Origin of the sequence: Methanoculleus frigidifontis (genome assembly GCF_030464345.1) — an archaeon.
In the GTDB taxonomy this organism is placed as follows: domain Archaea; phylum Halobacteriota; class Methanomicrobia; order Methanomicrobiales; family Methanoculleaceae; genus Methanoculleus_A; species Methanoculleus_A frigidifontis.
In genome coordinates, this window is the sequence record NZ_VCYH01000001.1 from 49,297 (window position 1) to 66,149 (window position 16,853).

26 protein-coding genes and 1 tRNA gene are annotated in these 16,853 nt (G+C 60.5%); 10 read left to right on the forward strand and 17 right to left on the reverse strand.

The features are described 5' to 3' along the window. Nucleotide 1: 1 nt before the first annotated feature. From FGU65_RS00185 to ehaB, 13 genes are read right to left on the reverse strand one after another with little or no spacing between them, the layout of a single operon-like run. Nucleotides 2–1,093 carry a hydrogenase large subunit gene (locus FGU65_RS00185; RefSeq protein ID WP_301662386.1) on the reverse strand — a complete coding sequence of 364 codons (1,092 nt, stop codon included), beginning with the start codon at nucleotides 1,091–1,093 and terminating at the stop codon, nucleotides 2–4. Beyond that, on the reverse strand, nucleotides 1,090–1,548 hold the full coding sequence (locus FGU65_RS00190; protein WP_301662387.1) for an NADH-quinone oxidoreductase subunit B family protein: 459 nt from the start codon (nucleotides 1,546–1,548) through the stop codon (nucleotides 1,090–1,092). The genes FGU65_RS00185 and FGU65_RS00190 overlap by 4 nt, the downstream gene beginning before the upstream one ends. Then, entirely contained in the window at nucleotides 1,548–1,931 is a 384-nt protein-coding gene (locus tag FGU65_RS00195) for an EhaM family protein (protein WP_301662388.1), read from the reverse strand. Before FGU65_RS00195 ends, FGU65_RS00190 begins: the two co-directional genes overlap by 1 nt. Then, complete coding sequence (locus FGU65_RS00200; protein WP_301662389.1) at nucleotides 1,928–2,170, reverse strand: hypothetical protein; 243 nt, start codon at nucleotides 2,168–2,170, stop codon at nucleotides 1,928–1,930. Before FGU65_RS00200 ends, FGU65_RS00195 begins: the two co-directional genes overlap by 4 nt. Further along, entirely contained in the window at nucleotides 2,167–3,012 is an 846-nt protein-coding gene (locus FGU65_RS00205; RefSeq protein ID WP_301662390.1) for a respiratory chain complex I subunit 1 family protein, read from the reverse strand. The genes FGU65_RS00200 and FGU65_RS00205 overlap by 4 nt, the downstream gene beginning before the upstream one ends. A 1-nt stretch (nucleotide 3,013) precedes the next feature. Then, complete coding sequence (locus FGU65_RS00210) at nucleotides 3,014–3,220, reverse strand: hypothetical protein (protein WP_301662391.1); 207 nt, start codon at nucleotides 3,218–3,220, stop codon at nucleotides 3,014–3,016. Nucleotides 3,221–3,224: 4 nt separating this feature from the next. Further along, nucleotides 3,225–3,893, reverse strand: coding sequence for a proton-conducting transporter membrane subunit (locus FGU65_RS00215; RefSeq protein ID WP_301662392.1), 669 nt, complete (start codon nucleotides 3,891–3,893; stop codon nucleotides 3,225–3,227). Beyond that, nucleotides 3,886–4,488: an EhaG family protein gene (locus FGU65_RS00220; protein ID WP_301662393.1), complete on the reverse strand. Its 603-nt coding sequence runs from the start codon at nucleotides 4,486–4,488 to the stop codon at nucleotides 3,886–3,888. Before FGU65_RS00220 ends, FGU65_RS00215 begins: the two co-directional genes overlap by 8 nt. Beyond that, on the reverse strand, nucleotides 4,488–4,952 hold the full coding sequence (locus FGU65_RS00225; protein WP_301662394.1) for an EhaF family protein: 465 nt from the start codon (nucleotides 4,950–4,952) through the stop codon (nucleotides 4,488–4,490). Before FGU65_RS00225 ends, FGU65_RS00220 begins: the two co-directional genes overlap by 1 nt. Continuing rightward, a complete protein-coding gene (locus tag FGU65_RS00230) occupies nucleotides 4,949–5,197 on the reverse strand; it encodes an EhaE family protein (RefSeq protein WP_367652331.1) in 249 nt (82 codons plus the stop codon). Before FGU65_RS00230 ends, FGU65_RS00225 begins: the two co-directional genes overlap by 4 nt. Next, nucleotides 5,194–5,424, reverse strand: coding sequence for an EhaD family protein (locus FGU65_RS00235; RefSeq protein ID WP_301662395.1), 231 nt, complete (start codon nucleotides 5,422–5,424; stop codon nucleotides 5,194–5,196). The genes FGU65_RS00230 and FGU65_RS00235 overlap by 4 nt, the downstream gene beginning before the upstream one ends. Beyond that, nucleotides 5,421–5,666, reverse strand: a complete 246-nt coding sequence (locus FGU65_RS00240; protein ID WP_301662396.1) for a DUF2109 domain-containing protein — start codon at nucleotides 5,664–5,666, stop codon at nucleotides 5,421–5,423. Before FGU65_RS00240 ends, FGU65_RS00235 begins: the two co-directional genes overlap by 4 nt. After that, nucleotides 5,663–6,148, reverse strand: coding sequence for a [NiFe]-hydrogenase-3-type subunit EhaB (gene ehaB, locus FGU65_RS00245; RefSeq protein WP_301662397.1), 486 nt, complete (start codon nucleotides 6,146–6,148; stop codon nucleotides 5,663–5,665). The genes FGU65_RS00240 and ehaB overlap by 4 nt, the downstream gene beginning before the upstream one ends. 314 nt (nucleotides 6,149–6,462) lie before the next feature. Between ehaB and FGU65_RS00250 the strand changes: the two genes are divergently transcribed. Together FGU65_RS00250 and FGU65_RS00255 are read left to right on the forward strand one after the other, a co-directional pair. Beyond that, nucleotides 6,463–7,518 carry an AI-2E family transporter gene (locus tag FGU65_RS00250; RefSeq protein ID WP_301662398.1) on the forward strand — a complete coding sequence of 352 codons (1,056 nt, stop codon included), beginning with the start codon at nucleotides 6,463–6,465 and terminating at the stop codon, nucleotides 7,516–7,518. Between the two features lie 28 nt (nucleotides 7,519–7,546). Next, a tRNA-Leu gene (locus tag FGU65_RS00255) sits at nucleotides 7,547–7,631 on the forward strand. A gap of 323 nt (nucleotides 7,632–7,954) precedes the next feature. On the opposite strand, the gene FGU65_RS00260 is transcribed toward FGU65_RS00255, so the two are convergent. From FGU65_RS00260 to FGU65_RS00270, 3 genes are read right to left on the reverse strand one after another with little or no spacing between them, the layout of a single operon-like run. Further along, a complete protein-coding gene (locus FGU65_RS00260) occupies nucleotides 7,955–8,533 on the reverse strand; it encodes a YeeE/YedE thiosulfate transporter family protein (protein WP_301662399.1) in 579 nt (192 codons plus the stop codon). Next, the gene (locus tag FGU65_RS00265) at nucleotides 8,530–9,033 is read right to left on the reverse strand and encodes a YeeE/YedE thiosulfate transporter family protein (RefSeq protein WP_301662400.1); all 504 of its coding nucleotides are present in this window, start codon (nucleotides 9,031–9,033) and stop codon (nucleotides 8,530–8,532) included. The genes FGU65_RS00260 and FGU65_RS00265 overlap by 4 nt, the downstream gene beginning before the upstream one ends. Nucleotides 9,034–9,046: 13 nt before the next feature. After that, nucleotides 9,047–10,411, reverse strand: coding sequence for an MBL fold metallo-hydrolase (locus tag FGU65_RS00270; RefSeq protein ID WP_301662401.1), 1,365 nt, complete (start codon nucleotides 10,409–10,411; stop codon nucleotides 9,047–9,049). A 408-nt stretch (nucleotides 10,412–10,819) separates the two neighbouring features. Here FGU65_RS00270 and FGU65_RS00275 point away from each other — a divergent pair, with 408 nt between their 5' ends. The 7 genes from FGU65_RS00275 to FGU65_RS00305 all read left to right on the forward strand — a co-directional run bounded on the left by FGU65_RS00275 (nucleotide 10,820) and on the right by FGU65_RS00305 (nucleotide 15,588). Beyond that, entirely contained in the window at nucleotides 10,820–11,671 is an 852-nt protein-coding gene (locus FGU65_RS00275; RefSeq protein WP_367652332.1) for an EFR1 family ferrodoxin, read from the forward strand. 651 nt (nucleotides 11,672–12,322) lie between these two features. Next, nucleotides 12,323–12,493: a hypothetical protein gene (locus FGU65_RS00280; RefSeq protein WP_437344430.1), complete on the forward strand. Its 171-nt coding sequence runs from the start codon at nucleotides 12,323–12,325 to the stop codon at nucleotides 12,491–12,493. A 21-nt stretch (nucleotides 12,494–12,514) separates the two neighbouring features. Next, the gene (locus FGU65_RS00285) at nucleotides 12,515–12,871 is read left to right on the forward strand and encodes a NifB/NifX family molybdenum-iron cluster-binding protein (RefSeq protein WP_301662403.1); all 357 of its coding nucleotides are present in this window, start codon (nucleotides 12,515–12,517) and stop codon (nucleotides 12,869–12,871) included. A gap of 284 nt (nucleotides 12,872–13,155) precedes the next feature. Beyond that, nucleotides 13,156–13,491 carry a NifB/NifX family molybdenum-iron cluster-binding protein gene (locus FGU65_RS00290; RefSeq protein ID WP_301662404.1) on the forward strand — a complete coding sequence of 112 codons (336 nt, stop codon included), beginning with the start codon at nucleotides 13,156–13,158 and terminating at the stop codon, nucleotides 13,489–13,491. Beyond that, nucleotides 13,488–14,354, forward strand: coding sequence for a nucleotide-binding protein (locus tag FGU65_RS00295; protein WP_367652333.1), 867 nt, complete (start codon nucleotides 13,488–13,490; stop codon nucleotides 14,352–14,354). Before FGU65_RS00290 ends, FGU65_RS00295 begins: the two co-directional genes overlap by 4 nt. Next, complete coding sequence (locus tag FGU65_RS00300) at nucleotides 14,351–15,220, forward strand: ATP-binding protein (protein WP_301662405.1); 870 nt, start codon at nucleotides 14,351–14,353, stop codon at nucleotides 15,218–15,220. Before FGU65_RS00295 ends, FGU65_RS00300 begins: the two co-directional genes overlap by 4 nt. Next, nucleotides 15,220–15,588, forward strand: a complete 369-nt coding sequence (locus FGU65_RS00305) for a DUF134 domain-containing protein (RefSeq protein ID WP_367652334.1) — start codon at nucleotides 15,220–15,222, stop codon at nucleotides 15,586–15,588. The genes FGU65_RS00300 and FGU65_RS00305 overlap by 1 nt, the downstream gene beginning before the upstream one ends. A 127-nt stretch (nucleotides 15,589–15,715) precedes the next feature. On the opposite strand, the gene eif1A is transcribed toward FGU65_RS00305, so the two are convergent. Further along, complete coding sequence (eif1A, locus tag FGU65_RS00310; protein WP_301662910.1) at nucleotides 15,716–16,033, reverse strand: translation initiation factor eIF-1A; 318 nt, start codon at nucleotides 16,031–16,033, stop codon at nucleotides 15,716–15,718. Between the two features lie 533 nt (nucleotides 16,034–16,566). Between eif1A and FGU65_RS00315 the strand changes: the two genes are divergently transcribed. Next, on the forward strand, nucleotides 16,567–16,827 hold the full coding sequence (locus FGU65_RS00315; protein WP_301662407.1) for an RNA recognition motif domain-containing protein: 261 nt from the start codon (nucleotides 16,567–16,569) through the stop codon (nucleotides 16,825–16,827). Nucleotides 16,828–16,853 lie beyond the last annotated feature (26 nt).

Genomic DNA, 16,853 nt, shown 5'->3' on the forward strand with positions numbered 1-16,853 from the left:
CTTACCTCTCGTTGCAGGCGATGCAGGGATCGCTGCTGATGAACGTCGACGTCACGTCGGCGACGGACGTCGCATCGGTGATCATATAGTGGGCGCAGGCCTCGATGTTCATGATGGACGGTGTTCTGATGGCGATATCGAGTATCCTGCCGTACTCGTCGGACTTGATGTAGTAGGTCAGTTCACCGCGGGGCGCTTCACCCCGGTAGGTGATCTCGCCTGCACCGCAGAAGCCGCCGCCGCGGATACTGTCGCCTTCCCCGAGCCGGTCAACACACTTCCGGATGAGATCGATGCTCTGAAAGACCTCCTGAAAGCGGATCATAATCCTGGCGAAGTTGTCGCCTTCCGTCCTGCTGATCGGGGTAAACCCGAGTTTCTGGTAGGTCGGGTGGCAGAGCCGGAGGTCGGACTCCGGCAGGCCGCTCGCTCGCGCCGTCGGGCCGACGGCATGCGCCTCTATCGCCCGCTCGCGGCTCATGATACCGATCCCCTTGCTCCGCAAAGCGATCAGCGGCCCGGTCTCGAACATCCTCACGTAGCGATGCATATCTGCTTCCACCTTTACGAGGTCCGCGAGGAGCGCGGCCTTGTCAGCCTCCGTGAGATCGAAGCGCACACCGCCCGGGATCATGTAGGCGGTGTTGATCCTCGAGCCCGTGATCCGCTCGAGGTTGTCGAGGACGGTCTCGCGGACGTTTAAGAGGTACATGCCGAGGGTCTCGTGTTCGATCGTGTAGCAGTATGAGAAGTTTGCGAGGATGTGGCTCGCCACCCGGTCGAGTTCGTTAACGATTACCCGCAGGTATGCGGCTCGCGGCGGCACCGCGATCCCGCTGATCCCCTCCATCGCCTCGATGAAGACCATGTTGTGGACGACCGAACAGATGCCGCAGACCCTTTCAGCCAGGAACATCACCTCCTGCCAGGGGCGTCCCCGCATGATCCGCTCGATCCCTTTCTTCATGTACCCGAGTTCCACCTCGGTCCGGAGCACGCGCTCGCCGCTCGTCTCACACTTGAGGCGGACCGGCTCCTTCCAGCAGGGGTGCACGGGACCGAGGGGGATGGATACGTCGACGTTCTTCTTCATTTCTGCTTCTTCTCCTCGTAGTCGTTGAACAACGTCGGCGCAAGCGCGAGTATGGCGTTTAAGATCTCCGTCGGCCGGGGCGGGCATCCCGGTACCTGGGCCGCAATGGGGATGTACTTGGCGACCGGCGGTTCGATGTAGGAGTGCCACCGGTTAAAGACGCAGCCCGAGATGGGGCAGTTGCCGATGGCAATGGCTACCTTGGGTTCGGGGATCTTCTCCCAGATGTCCTGAAGTTTGTCCACCCACTGGGGCGTCATGGACCCGATGACCAGCAGGACGTCTGCTTCACGCGGGTTGTTGTGCACGTAGATCCCGTACTGCTCGATGTCGTAGCGGGGTGCGAGGCATGCAAGCACCTCGATGTCGCACCCGTTGCAGGAACCGACATCGACGTACGCGACGTGGATCGATCGTGAGCGTACGGTGTTTTTGATCTTCTGGAGGATGCTCATTATCGGATCACCTCCCGTATTCTGGCTAATCCTTCGTCGATTGCTGAATTTTCCTGTGTGCCGGATGCGATATGCGTCCGGACGTCCTCATAGATACTCTGCATCGCCTCGGGCGCGACCAGGGGAATGAAATCGGTGAAGAGCTCGCATCCGAGTTTCCGGGCGACGGGATCGTCCGTATCGGCATGCAGGAGCCCCATCTCGTAGCGGGCCTCGAGGTTCTCGAGGAGCGACATATCGAACGTCCGGATCAGGATCATCCGCATCTTCTGCTCGCCGATACCGAGCCTGCGGGCGATCTGCCTGACCACCATATCGTGCCGGGTGCTGGTCAGGATGTTGTACTTCATCTGCCGGAGGTCCTTTTCGTACAGGTACTTCATGCGAGGCCGCCTCCCAGTGCGTAGACCACAAAACCGAGAACACTTGCCCAGAGCAGAGCCATCTCGGCGTTCTTGAGAGCAAGGGTCTCGCGCTGCCAGGTGATGACTGCAGCGGCAGCGAGCACGGCGATGCCGATACCCGCCTGCACCAGGACACTTGCGTTGCCGGCCGCCTGAGCCAGCATGACTGCTATATAAAATACGGCCCCGAGCGTGATAAGCGTGCGTATCAGATTCATGCAAGAATCACCCCGAGAACGATGATATAGACCGCAATGGCTCCCGTCACCAGGCTCTGCACCGTGACGGTGTCATACGGGGAGAGCATGGGCGAGACCGCGCAGATGAACGAGAGCGAGACCAGGATGAGCAGCATCAGGAGCAGCGCCGCCAGCAGCGGCAGCTGCCCGATGAAAATCAGCACAAAGGCGTAGAGGAGGACATAGGTCTTGATGGCGTAGCCGACCTCGAGCCCTGCACGCCAGATGCCGAAGTGCTCGGTCATGTTCCCGCTGACGATCTCCTTGGCCTCGATGATCGCAAAGGGGCTGTAGTGGAGTTTTGAGAGGATCACCAGGTACATCGCAATTGCCGCCGGGAAGGCGGCGATGAGCAGGGGGCCGTGCACCTGCTGGTACGCGATGATGTCGGAGAGCATCAGCGAGTGCGTGAAGAAGTAGATCAGGCCGACCGTTGCGAAGAGCGGCAGCTCGGATGCTGCGGAGATGACCGACCGGATCGCGCCGAACTTGCCGTAGGGAGAGCCCGACGAGAGGCCGAGCCCGTGCTCCACGATCTTGTGGAGGAGGTAGATGCCGAAGAGCAGCAGGATGCTCCCGCCCGAGAGCAGGATGAAGAGGGCTGCACTCCAGATGCCGATGGCGACCAGAACCACCGCAACAAAGAGCGTCTGGCTCGCGGTCTTCGGTATCCAGGTCTCTTTGAACGAGAACTTCAGGGTGTGCAAAATCTCCTGCCAGATCGGCGGCCCCGGGCGTCCCTGGACGCGGGCGATGACCTTCCGGTGTATGCCGTGGAAGAGCAGGCCGATGAACAGTGCAAAGATCAGGTATTCAATCATATCAGTATCCTATGAACGGGATGTCCGCAACTCCTTCCGACGCGCTCCACCACAGTGCCAGAGCGATGACGAATACCGGGAAGGCGAGGACGATCAGGATCTCGGCGAGCCAGACCGCAAGGTAGCCTATCGCCGCGAAAATCGCCGCGGCGACGCAGACGATGCCTGAGACCGTCGCAATTGTCAGCGCACTCTGTTTTCGTTTCATTGCATCACATCGATATGACGATCTCCACCACCCGCAGGAAGACGAGCAGTGAGCTGACGTGCACCATCAGGATGAAGGGCGCTCCCTGGGCACGGGTGATCTCCGCCTTTGCTATGTAGAACGGTGCCATCCCTTCGCCCATCACCCCGAGCACCAGGAAGATCTTCGCGATCAGCGGCACCGCGACGGCGGCGGTGTAGAGCTCCCAGAGGCTCAGGGTGCCGGTCGTCGCCAGCACGATCGCCGCTCCCCCGAAGAGCGGCACCGTGGCGAGCATGGCGACGATCCCATACTGGAAGGCAGCGTTCAGGACGTGCTTGTTCTTGTATGCCGCCACGATGCCGATGTTGGTGATCCCCACCATCGAGACGAAGAGGGTGAAGTTGAAGACGTCACCGCTCACGACGGCGCCGAGGGTGGCGAGCCCGCAGGCTATCGCCATGAACCGCTGGAACCGGAGGAGGCCGGGGTCGATCTCTTTTGTGTAGTAGGCGTCGCCGCCGAAGGCGATATCGACCATCTTCTCCGGCCTGCTGACGATGGCGAGTGCGGTGAAGATGAGGGCGAAGGCGAAGAGCGCGGCGGTGTAGACGCTGAAGTAGTTGACGATATCGCCGAACTCCAGGACGAAGAGTTCGCTGCCCCCGATGTTCGTCACCGGCAGGTTAAACATGCTCTCCCCCCCGCATCGTTCCGATAAGCGACATCTTTGCCATCACCTTGACGAGGATCGCCCCGCCGGCGATCATCACCGCAAAGAACCAGTACGCCGGCAGGAGCATGAAGATAAAGAACGCTCCGATCCAGAAGACCCAGGCATACCCGCTCACCGTCTCGATGATCGCGAACTGCTCGTTCTGTCCCCGGCACAGGAAATAGAAGATCGCCCCGACTGCGGCTACTGCCCCGCCGGTGAACCCGGAGAGGATGATGCCGTAGGCGACCAGGATCAGCGCCATGATGCCGGGGGCGCTCTCCATCACCTCAATCCGGAAGGGCGGCGCGGTCGGTGGTGTCCGGAGGTCCTCTTTGGCGAGGTAGACCTCCGAGACCGCCAGCAGTTCCGAGATCCCGACCACGAGCCCGGGGAGGATCAGCGCCTCGGCAAGGTCGGTAGCGACGAGAGCGATCAGGGCGAGTGCCAGGATCTCGGCAAGGTCGGTGAGCAGGATCCGGTGCAGGTCGTCCCGCTCCCGCATAAGGGCGTAGAAGCCGATCAGCACCCCGGCAAAGACGACGAGCAGTCCGAGGACGTAGACCTGATCCATCACTCCTCCCTCCGAAAGAGATATGCGGCGATGGCGAAGGCGACAAAGAGAATACTCGTCTCAACGACCGTGTCAAGTCCCCTCGTGTTGTAGAGGATCTCGTCGGTGATCCCGCCCGGGTGCGAGACGATCGTCGTGCCGAGGTGCATCGTCGAGTCTGCGAGGAACGCGGAGAACGGCGTTAAGTATGCCGTGACGTAGCCGAGGTACGGTGAGTTCTCCGGGTACTGCGCCGCGACGTCGGTCGTGCCGAACGGCTCGCCGCCGCGGTCGTACGGGTGGAGGCTGCTGCTCGGATCGAGGGTCTTCGGGTAGAGCTGGTCATCGTCGTAGCCGATGAACGGCAGCGTGACGATGCCGATGATGACGCCCCCCACGACCAGCAGTGCATAGAGGGCCGAGAGGTTCTCGTAATCGGAGAGCACCCGGGAGATCCGGCTGATGACAAGACCCGGCCGTGTCATACCGATCCCCTCCGCTCAATGACCCGCACGAGGACGAAGGTCGCGATCGCCGTCACGGCGATGAAGGTGAGCAGCGCCAGCGTCTCGTCGAATGAGAGCATGATCAGGAGCAGTCCGAACGCCGGGATCTCGAGGCTGATCAGCCGGCTGACGTACGACCGCGGCCTCGGAAACGCGGTGCCGGTGATCCCGATGAGGAGCACGGCGCAACCGAGGAGGAACTCCGGGCTCATGGCCATGCTCATACCGCATCCCTCATGCAGACGAGCAGAATGATGATCGTCGTGACCGGGATGATCAGCCCGACGGCGATCGCGACGTCGAGGTAGCCCCTGTCCACCAGGAAGGGTATCACGCCTCCCGCGATGATCGCGATGGAGATCAGTTTATTCAGGGAATCCGTCTGCACGACGGCACTCACGGCTCCGATGAGGGCGACCGCCCCGTAGAGGATAGCAAGGAGGTCGTTCATCTGCCGCCGCCTCCGCCTTTTGCATAAGTGCTTGCGATGGCATTCGACTCCAGCGTCGATCCGACGAAGTACGCGGCCGCGGCAACAAGGGAGAGGGGGTGATCGAGCAGCAGCACCAGCGACCCTGCGATGGCGAAGTTCATGACGTTGAGGTAGGGGAGTTTCCTGCCGGTTTTCCGCTCGGCGACTACTCTGACGGCGGCGAAGACGGCGATGATCCCGATGAGCGGGAGGGCGATCATGTCCGCCACCCCCAGAGCCGGGCGAGGAGCGCGCTCGCGTGGACATGCGAGAGTCCCTGGATGGTCAGAATGGCGAGAACCGTCCCTGCAATGAAGTCGGACGCGGCAAAGCCCGCCTGCATGAAGCCGTAGATCACGAAGGTGGCGAGGACTGCCCCGGTCGTCCCGGCGTATCCCGGGTCGTGGCAGATGCGGTTGCCGATGAAGACCAGCACCGCAGCTGCAAGGCCGCCGGGGATGCCGGCGACGAGGAGGCCGCATGCTGCGAGCAGGGTTCCGGCCGAGGCGTCCGGCGAACAGACGATGTTCCCCATCATATAGCCGCCGTGGATGGATCCTCCACCGTCCCGGATATCCCTGGCAATTGCGGATGCTCCACTGACTCCTCCTGTCCGGGGTAGCTGAAAAAGAATGTCGACCGTTACGAACAGGACCCAGCTGATTATCGTCGCTGCCAGGATGTGAATGAGTTCATCCAGCATCAGTACTCCTACTATGGGAAAATACGTGCGGTCTATTCCATAAAGGTTTTCATGGTACCAAGTTCTCCGTTTCGTTCCGGCCGATAGGGTTTTGCACGTTCACCGAATGGAGCCGGCGGATCTCTGGCGTATAGTACTAGGTATATAATTCACAAACCATATTTGTATCCCTCTTTATTTTGTCCGATAGCGGGTTGGAACGTCTTCTGATGTCCCTGAATACACCAACCCCGCATCCGGCGGAAAAGCGTTTTTCCCGGCAGAGATCCGCGTGCGTTATGTAGGTTTCCGACAAAACTCTTCCGGAGAGTGCTATGTCACCCGGTCTGTCGCGCATCGATCCCCTTGTTCTTCTCTTCGTCATCGTCATCGTCGCTGCGGCGGCCGTTGCCTTCTGGCCGCTCCTTGATGTCGTTATTGTGGGCCTCTCCCTGGCCGTGGTGCTCCTGCCCGTGCACCGCGCTCTCTCCCGTCGTCTGCCCGGGGCAGTGGCGGCAGGGCTGGTGGTGGCGGCCGTCGTCCTGATACTCCTCCTGGGATCCGGTTTCATGGCTGCTGTGCTCGCCCAGAACGCCCAGTATCTCGATCACATCCTGCAGACGATCTTCGACTGGGTGTGGGCACCTGCGGCGGAGCAGGCCATCCCACTTCCGATTCCGCCTGAGCAGATCGCCGGATGGGTCGGCGAACATGCCGACACGCTGCAGGCCGGCATCGCCGGATTTGCGGAGGCTGCCCCACTTTTCATCGTCAAGATCTGCGTCTTCTTCCTCACCCTCTACATCGGCCTTCTGAAGGGCGACACGGTCAGGGACAGGCTGGTCGGCCATCTCCCGACGGCACTTAAGCGCGATATCGGCCGGCTCTCGACGGTCACGGTCGACACACTCTATGCCATCTATGTGGTTCACGTGGCGACTGCGGTCATCACGTTCTTTCTCGCGCTGCCGTTTTTCTACTTCCTCGGCTACGGCCATATCCTCTTTTACTCAGTGATGGCGGCAGTTTTTCAACTGGTGCCGATCATCGGCCCGTCTCTTGTCATGCTCTTCCTCGGCGCCTTTGCTCTCTCCCAGGGGGATGCGCGGGGGGCACTGCTGGTAGCGCTGGTCGGGTATCCTATCGTCTGCGCACTGCCCGATATCTACTTCCGCCCGCTGATGATGGGGCGGCGTGCCAGCATTCACCCGGTGATCATGTGGATAGGGTTCTTCGGCGGCCTCGCCGCCATGGGTATTGTCGGATTCATCCTCGGCCCGCTCTTCATGGCGCTCCTGGTCGCCGGGTACGGGATTGCCGTCCGCGAGCTGACGAGGGCCCGGACTCTTCCCGGTGAGCGGGATCCGGTGTCCAATCTGACAAAATTATAAATTTCCCGCCCATCCACTCTATAGGTGCGCGAGGGTTGCCGAGCCAGGTCAAAGGCGCAGGGCTTAGGACCCTGTCACGAAGGTGTTCGAGCGTTCGAATCGCTCCCCTCGCATGCAGCTACAACGATACTCCGTTTTACGATTACATCCAGAGGTCAATGGGCGGCGATTCCGCATTCTTTGGCCTGCTCTTTATGTTCGTACTAGTATAGGTGCTTGTGACGTTCGCTGTAGTAATCTCGGTGTAGTATTGCGCCGACTAACTCCGTCATGATATCCCGGACCCTTGGCGGGGTGCGATCTGGTTCGTGGTTCCAACGGCGGTATGACTCGAGTGCGCATTCAGGTTCCACTCCCGCATCTGCAGACCGACGGGAGCCGCCGTCGGAGGTATGAAAAGGAAAAAAGAACCGGGTTTTAAACTACTGTCCGGAGATCAGAGACCCAGGTACTCGATCCCGGAGAGGATGGCGACGATCAGAATGACCATCGGAACAATCACCGCCCGGGGATGGACGCCGAAAAGTTCGGGTATCGTCGTGTCGGGAATTTTTCCCCGTTGCAGAACCGATGCATCCAGACGGGGGTAGAGTTCGGCAAAGATCGCGGCACCTATGAGAATTCCGACCACCCCTCCGAAGAGAGCGTCGAGCGCTCCCGATCCGACTGCACCGGCGACCGTTCCGGGGCAATATCCGAGGACAGCAAACCCGCACCCGAAGATGATTCCTCCGAGCACCGTGGTGCCTATCGATCCCGGCTTGATGCTGAGGCTGGCAAGACCAAGGTGTATCAGCAGATAGACGCCCACCATGCCGACAGCCACCGCAGAGAGCATCACCTTTACCACGGTGAAATCATAGAGGAGGAGTTGCCCGATGATGACGTCGTACCTGGTGACGCCCCCGAGCTGGAGGAAGACCCCGAACGCAACACCCATCACCAGCCCCAGAAGCCGTTGCAAGGACTGATTCCGGCGAAGGCGCTGCAGAGCGCCGCCGTCACGCTCTCTCATGGGGCGATCACCCCGTAGAGCAGAAAGGCGACGATGATTCCGCTTACAAAGAAGACGACGACAGCGATCCAACTTGCTATCGCCAGTTGCAGTGTCCCGGAGATCCCGTGCCCGCTTGTACAGCCTCCCGCCCATCGGGCACCAAGGCCCATCAGAACGCCCCCGACAAGCGCGACTGCGAGCCGGAGAAGGCTGCTCGATCCGAATGCTGCCTCAAATGTCGAGGGGACCCAGATGAGAGCGAACTCACCCTGCATGATCGCTGTGATGAAGGCTCCGATGACAATGCCCAGAACAAGCATCCATTCCCAATCGATCTGCGGGACGAATTTCCTGTAGTAGGACTTTTCAAGCACCGCATCGCCGCGGATAGCCCGTTCTATCATCCCGCTCGTTCGGGCATAGGCCGTCGAACAGCCGAGAGGTCTGCCCGAGAGGAGGAAGGTAAACCAGCTGAGAATGCCTATCCCCAGGCCGGCGAGGTAGGGAGTCCAGTCCATGCGACCACCCCCTTCAGACATATCCTGCCGCATAATGCCCGGTAATCCCGCCAGCCGCATTATATACCCTGGTAAATCCCTTCTGTTTGAGGATGCTGCATGCCAGGCTCGACCGGTGCCCTGTTCTGCACATCACGATGACGGGTTGGTCGGGGTCGAGGTCGGTGAACCGCGTTCTCAGGTCGGGAGCAGGGATATTGATAGCCCCCTCGACATGTCCCTCCATATACTCCGCCGGGGACCGTACATCAACGACCTGTACCGCTTCCTGTTCGAGCATCGCGCGGGTCTGTACGGGCGAGATCAGGGGGATGTAATCGGTGGCGCATCCGGCCATGACCCAGGCATGGGTCCCTCCCTCGAGGTAGCCGACGGTCCGGTCAAGTCCGACCCGGCGGAGCATGGTGACTGCGTCGCGGCACTGTGCGGGATTGTCGGCAACGAGCAGAATGTCTCTGTCGGGTGGGAGCGTCCATCCTGCAAACGTGGAGAAGTTGCTGGCGATATCGATGTGGTAGCTCCCGGGAATGTGCTGCCCTCCGAACGCCGTGTAATCGCCGACGGTGAGCACGATGGTGTCGTCCTGTTCCGCCCGGACCCTGAACTCTTCCGGGGCCATGGGACGGATCTCCGGGAGCGTCCTGGTGAGTGGCGGACCCTGGCGGTTGATCTCGCTGCACCGGCTGAAATGATCGGGTGCCGGGGGCATATCCTCGGTGAGGGATCGGATGAACTCTTCTCTGTCGGCGATAGTCAGAGCCTGGTTGTACTTCCGCTCGTAGCCGAGGGTGGAGAACCGCATCGCGCCCATCGCCCTGCCGCAGAGGGAACCCGCACCGTGGGAGGGGAACACCATGCAGGAGTCGGGCAGGCTGAGGATCTTCTCGTGCAGGTTCTCATGCAGGATGCCTGCAAGGTCGCGTGCCCTTCCGGGGAAGAGATCCGGCCGTCCCACATCACCGACAAACAGCGTGTCTCCGGGGAATATAGCAACCGGATCATCCCCCCGGGAGCGATCCGTGACCACGTAGGTCACGCCGTCCGGTGTATGCCCGGGGGTATCCCGGACCTCAAAGAGGATATCCTCGATCTCGAATCGGGTGCCATCCGCAACCGGGATGTGCTCGAACTCGCAGTTGCCTGATGCCGGTGCGTATATCCCTGCCCCGGTGATATCGGCGAGATCCATATGTCCTGAGACGAAGTCGGCGTGGAGATGCGTCTCCAGGACATGCGTGATCTCGAGACCGAGATCCTTGGCGGCATCGAGGTACCTGCCGACATCGCGTGCCGGATCGACGATTGCGCACGTTTTGCTAGCTCCGATGAGATAGGAGCTGTGCGCGATCCCAGGAATGAATAACTGTTGGATGAACATGCTGAACCACCAAATCTTCTACGAGCAGAGGATTACCCGAGGACCAGATAAATGCATCCTGAAACACCGATGAAGAAAAGTACCGTCAGAAGAATCGCTGCCCTCAGGGAATCCGTGATCCGGCAGCCTCCGGCGCCATCAGGAAGGCGTTCACCCGGTGGTTCGGGAAAAGAAACGAATTGGAGGCACAGAAGGCCACAAGGAGGTCAGGGCCTTCGAAGAAGAGAAATCGCAGATCTCTCTTCCTGGTGTGCTTCAAGCCTCTTTTTCGATAGTTCGTCGTTTATGAATCATGCATCTCTCTTTGGAATCCGCTGCGACGGCTTTGAGCATGACGGGATGTTCTCCTGCTCCCGTTTGCCGGTTCCCTGCAGAAAGTCTATACCTCTCCACGCAAATACGATTCTTATGGACGACCTTCCCGGCTGCGATGCCGGCAGCGGGTGCCGCATGAAGACCGCCATCTACTACTTCACCGGAACCGGCAACTCACTTGCAGCAGCACAACGGATCGCGGCAGATCTCGGGGACGCGGTTCTCATCCCTATCGCATCGCTGCAGAGCACCTCGGGTGAGATCACTCCGCAGGCAGACCGGGTCGGAATCGTCTGCCCGGTCTACGACTGCGGGGTGCCGGTCATGGTTGCAGAATTTGCAGCGAGGCTCGACCTGTCACGGGCAGCGTACACGTTCGCGATCGTCACGATGGGCGGCATGGGTGTTTCGGCCCTCCACCAGCTGAACGGGATCTTCCGGGAACGCCAGGGCAGAGGACTCGATGCCGGGTTTGCGGTCAGGATGCCCGGAAATTTCCCGCCGCTCTACCGGCCGCCTGCCGGCAAAAAGTGCGATAGAACCCTTGCGGCAGCAGATGAACGGCTCGGAGCGATCGCAGAGGCGATCGGCTGCGGCCGTGCCGTCCCGCCGCGGTTTGCCCCGTTCTCTACGCTGGCGAAGGCCATATCCTACGGATCGTTTGCAAAGAGCGTTCACGAGGCGGACAAGGACTTTTCGGTATCGGATGCCTGCACCGGATGCGGCACCTGCGCCAGGGTCTGTCCGGCGGGCAACATCACACTCGAACGCGGTCGCCCGGCATGGAACCACCGCTGCGAGCTCTGCTGCGCCTGTCTCCATTTTTGCCCGGTCGAGGCGATCCAGCTCCACGTGATGCGGGGCACAGAAGGACGCGGGCGGTACCGGCATCCGGACCTGACGGTCGCGGATATGCGGGTGCAGCGGGAGGGCGGCACCTTCTGAGGGCGGTTGCATGCGGGGTTTTGATCGCGGCAAACGAACCGGAATGCCGGGCGGCACCCGCGCCAGAGGATCCGGGAAGCAGTGATGACGATCTCATTCGTCCCCGTACTCCGGCACCTGCGCCGACTGCTCCTGCCGAATCGTCACCGGAGGCGCGTCGCAGGGGATCGTAACCCGCGGTCTGATTCCCTTTGTCCGGCTCTTTTTTTGACGTCCACGGTCTGGCAGGGCAGCATGAAACATTTCGGGTGCATCCTCTGCGGGCCATTTGCGTGGACACCTGCCCGAGGGGTGCCGTCGGGTACGCGTCGGCGGGGAAATGACGTGAGGGTAACTATCAGGCGCTTGACAACCCGCACCGGTGACAGCCACGTTGCGGCCTCGGAGGAGCCCGGGCTCCATGCAGAGGGCGTGCGCCAGATTCTGTGAAGTTCCCTGTGTACGAGCATCTTACCGGGTCGATGAACAATTCCGCGGTGTGCAAGCGCCCGGTTGCGCACGTGAAAGGCTCTATCCAGCCGCTGAACCACCCAAACCTTTATGCTATTATGCGCATACGTGTACTATATCTCATACAGATGAGGTGAATGAAGTATGCCAGGTTTTGATGGTACCGGACCCGCTGGACAGGGTCCGATGACAGGACGGCGCATGGGACGGTGCGTCCCGGCGCAGGTACAGACCGGAAGCGAACAGGGTTCTGGCGCACAGGCCGCTCCCCAGGCCGCCCAGGGCCCGGTGTACGGCCTCGGCAGAGGCGGACAGCCACGGGGCTGCGGCAGAGGTTTCGGCGGCGGGCGACGGCGAAGGTGCTTCTGGTAAATTGCAGACGGTGATCAGTCAATGAAGATTGCAATTGCCAAAGAGGGTACCCGGGTCTCCGAGCACTTCGGACACTGCGAAGGGTACGCGATATACCGGATCGAGAACTCGACCCTTGTCAGGGAGGACGACCTTGCAAGCCCCGGCCACGAGCCCGGACGGCTCCCGGCGTTTCTGCACGAGCACGGGGTCGACCTCGTGATTGCGGGCGGAATGGGGCCTCGCGCCGTCGAGATCTTTACCCGGAACGGCATTGAGGTCATCCTTGGTGTCAGCGGCGCCGTTGACAGCGCTGCAGAGGAATACGCCGCAGGAAGTCTCGCAGCGGGTGAAAGCTCGTGCCATCACGGGCATGAGAGCTGCGACGGAACGCATTAAACGAAGGTATGCGGCCATGCCGGGAACCTTGCGCTGCCTCGATCCGATGCTCGCCCGGTTTCTGTGTGGATGGCGCAGACTGCACGTATCCCCAAGACTCGGGTCCGGCCCCGGCCCCGGAATGCTCGCGGTCGAACCGATGGATCGATTATCAGTGTCTTTGGACACATCCGACGGGTGTTCCCGGAGGCATCTGATCAATACTATTATTACCACGCACCGTCGAATCAGACGGTTATTACGCTCATACGTGTACAAAAAACGAACGAGGAGTTGAATTCAGTATGAAGATCTGTGTTACAGCACGTGCCTCCGGAATCGAGGCACCGGTAGAAGAGCGATTTGGAAGAGCACCCTACTTTGTCTTCGTCGATACGGAGACCGGTGAGGCGCAGAGTATAGCGAACGGTTTTGCCGATGCAGCAGGCGGGGTCGGGCCTCGCGCCATGCAGGTTGTCGTCGATGGCGGAGCAGAGGTTCTGATCACCGGGCAGATGGGCGGGAATGCCGCGAGAGCGCTGCAGGCATCCGGCATCAAGGCCTATACCTACCGTGGCGCCGGCCGTGTGGCGGACGCAGTAGAAGAGTATTCCGCCGGGAACCTCCAGCCGCTGCTGTGAGTGATGCAGCGATGAAGATCGTCGTTGCCAGTGGGAAAGGGGGCACCGGGAAAAGCACGGTGACCGCGAACCTTGCGTACTCGCTTTCGCTGACACGGGATGTGGCGGTCGTCGACTGCGACGTGGAGGAACCAAACCTCCATCTCTTCTTTCCGTCGGCGTCGACGGATCTGCCGGTTACCGCCACCATCCCCGAGGTTGACCGGAGTCGCTGCACGTTCTGCGGTGAATGCGGAAAGTTCTGCCGTTACGGCGCGATCAGCGTGCTCAGCGATGCAGTTCTGATCTTCCCCGAACTCTGTCACTCCTGTGGCGGATGTGCGGCTGTCTGCCCGCAGGGCGCCATACGGGAAGTCCGGCGCCCTATTGGTATGATCCGGTGTTCCCGTCCGCTGCCTGCACTGACGCTCATCAGCGGGTTTTTGCAGGAAGGTGAGGTGCAGGCGCCTCAGGTGATCCATATGGCCAAGATGCTGGCAGATGGCCACCCGCTCATCCTGTACGACTCGTCGCCGGGGATCGCCTGCCCGGTCATCGAAACAATGGATGGGTCCGACGTCTGTATTCTCGTCACCGAGTCAACCCCGTTCGGCCTGCACGATCTTCGCCTGGCCACGGAGGTGGCGGAGAGGCTCAATCTCCCGTCGGGTGTTGTGATCAACCGGAGTGACGGGAGGGACGAGGCCATCACGGAATTCTGCCACGAGCACGGACTGCCGGTTCTCATGACGATCCCCTTCGACCGGGAGATCGCCGCCGTCCAGAACACCGGCGGCCTGATCAGCCGCGATCTGCCGGGCTGGAACGAGCGTTTCATCGACCTCTTTGCGAAGGTCTCGGAACTTGCCGGGGTGAGGGCATGATCCGGCTTGCCGTGATCAGCGGCAAAGGCGGCACCGGGAAGACGATGGTGACGGCCGCTCTGGCAGACGTCAGCCCGGCAGCGCAGGTGCTTGCCGACTGCGATGTGGATGCATCCAATCTCGAACTGCTCTTTGAACCCAGGCGGATAAGCACGGAGCCCTTTATGGGGCTGGAGGTGGCCGGGATTGATCCTGACAGATGCCGTGACTGCGGCATCTGCGCAGACCGGTGCAGGTTCGGCGCGATTGTCCGTCGGGATGATGCCTGGCAGGTCGATGCCATACACTGCGAGGGGTGCGGCGTCTGTGCGTATGTCTGCCCGATGGGGGCAATCACCATGGGACCCCGTGTGTGTGGTGAGATCTACACCTCGGAGACGGACCGCGGGTGCCTGGCGCATGCCCGGTTGAATCCGGGGGCAGGCAACTCCGGTCTGCTCGTACACGAGGTGAAAAAACGCGCGAACAGCATGGCAGACGGGTGCACGCTCCAGCTCATCGACGGCCCTCCGGGGATCGGCTGTCCGCTGATCTCGACGGTCAGTGGAATGGATGCGGTGCTCATCGTCACCGAACCGAGTGTCTCCGCACTGCACGACCTCGGGCGGCTGGTGACGGTCTGCCGCCGGTTCGACGTCGACATCTTCGTCGCGATCAACCGGTTCGATCTCGCGGAGAAGGTCACGGAGGAGATTCAGACGTACTGCGAGAAGGAAAACCTGACGGTTGTCGGCATGATCCCGTTCGATCCACAGGTGGTTGAGGCCGTCAGGCATAACCGGCCGGTGACCCGCACGGACTCTCCTGCGGCAGTGGCTGTGAGAGATCTCTGGGAGACCCTCTCGCGGGAACTGGGTATGGAATGATGCCTCCGGAAGGAACGGGATATTGCCGCAGGCAGCGCGGGAGACCGCGGGTACAGCGGACGATAGAGGGTGGGAGCACATACCGGTGCTACGCTCCCCTCTGCCGCACGAACGGGCAGGAGCACGAGGTGGTACTCCTCCTCCCTGAAGAGGTCGAGGTGCTCAGGCTCGTCGACCTCGAGGGTCTTGAGCAGGAGGCGGCGGCTACCATGCTCGGCGTTTCCCGCAAAACAGCCTGGCGTGACCTGCACGAAGCGCGGCGCAAGGTCGCCGATGCTCTGGTGAACGGGAAAACCATCGGGATTGCCGGATGCGCCCGCCAGAAGCGCGGTGCCTGTCCGCATGAGATCGAGACCGAGGACGTCTGACCCGATCGGTCACGGTTGCAGGCAGGTGGTGTTCCCTCAGGCCTGTTGCCACTTTTTCTCTGCAGAATTTAGCGTGCATGCGTTTCTGCATGGACGGCGGTAATCGTATTCTGCACGCAAAAAAAAGTTATTTGCTTAAGTAGTTGTTCTTCTGAAGCCACTCTACCTGCGGCTTAATGTACCGGTAGATGATATCGCATTTCTCGTCCTGGAAATCCCACGGAACGACGATGAGGAGGTCACCCTCGCGTATCCAGAGCCTCTTTTTGATTTTTCCTTTAATCCGTCCGATTCGCGTGACACCGTCCTCACACTTGACGCGGATATGGTTTGCTCCAAGCATCAGGTCTGCCCGGGCGAAGATCTCTCTCTCCCGTTTTTTCGGTAATCTCACTCGGACGATCTCGGTATTTGCATTGTTTGTGTGACCTCTCTTTACAGCCAGTTCATCAACTCCGTTTTAAATACCATAATCATTCTGTCTGTTTGTCTCCGTTGCACGGGTATATCAATGGGCCGAGGCATTAATAAATTAACTGTCGCTCTCCCGTGCCGGACGGCAGCTGATCGCGCCTGAATTCTGCAGCCGGGGCGACGGTGGATGTGACGCCCGATCGCCGTACACTGCCTCCCCCGGGATCTCCCTCTTTTGGCACCCCGGCGCGGGAAGCGAACGGGAATGCAGGTCCGGTCGTCTTTGCCTACTGTCGCTCTTCTCCGGGACATTTCTGCGGTGTTCCCGGCGTTCAGCGTGGATTCACGTGCGGCGTGCCCCTGGAGAGCAGCGCGCGACAGGTGTCTGCCGGAAGGGTGGTGCGCTGAAAACCTGCAAATCTGTCCTGAAAACTCATTTAGAGAGGTCTCCTGGCGCATCGGCACGTCCGGCGGATCGAGCGCTCTTGCAGGAGGAGAACCAAAACCTTTTCACTGAATATACCGTATGCATTGGGCGGAATTACGTTCCAGAGGAGATCCGTAATGGAAACCAATAAACTGTACGTTGGAAATCTAACCTATTCAGTCAATGAAGAACAGCTACGCGAGCTCTTTTCGCAGTATGGCGACGTCAAAGATGTCCGTGTTATCGAGCGCAAAGGCTTCGGATTCGTTGAAATGGGCAGCCCCGAAGAGGCTGAGAAAGCAAAAGAAGCGCTGAACGAGACGGTCTACGAAGGACGCACGCTCCGGATAGACGAAGCCCGTCCGCAGCAGCCGCGAAGGGAGTTTCGCAGATTTTAAGGTAGCAACCCGATACCGACAATACG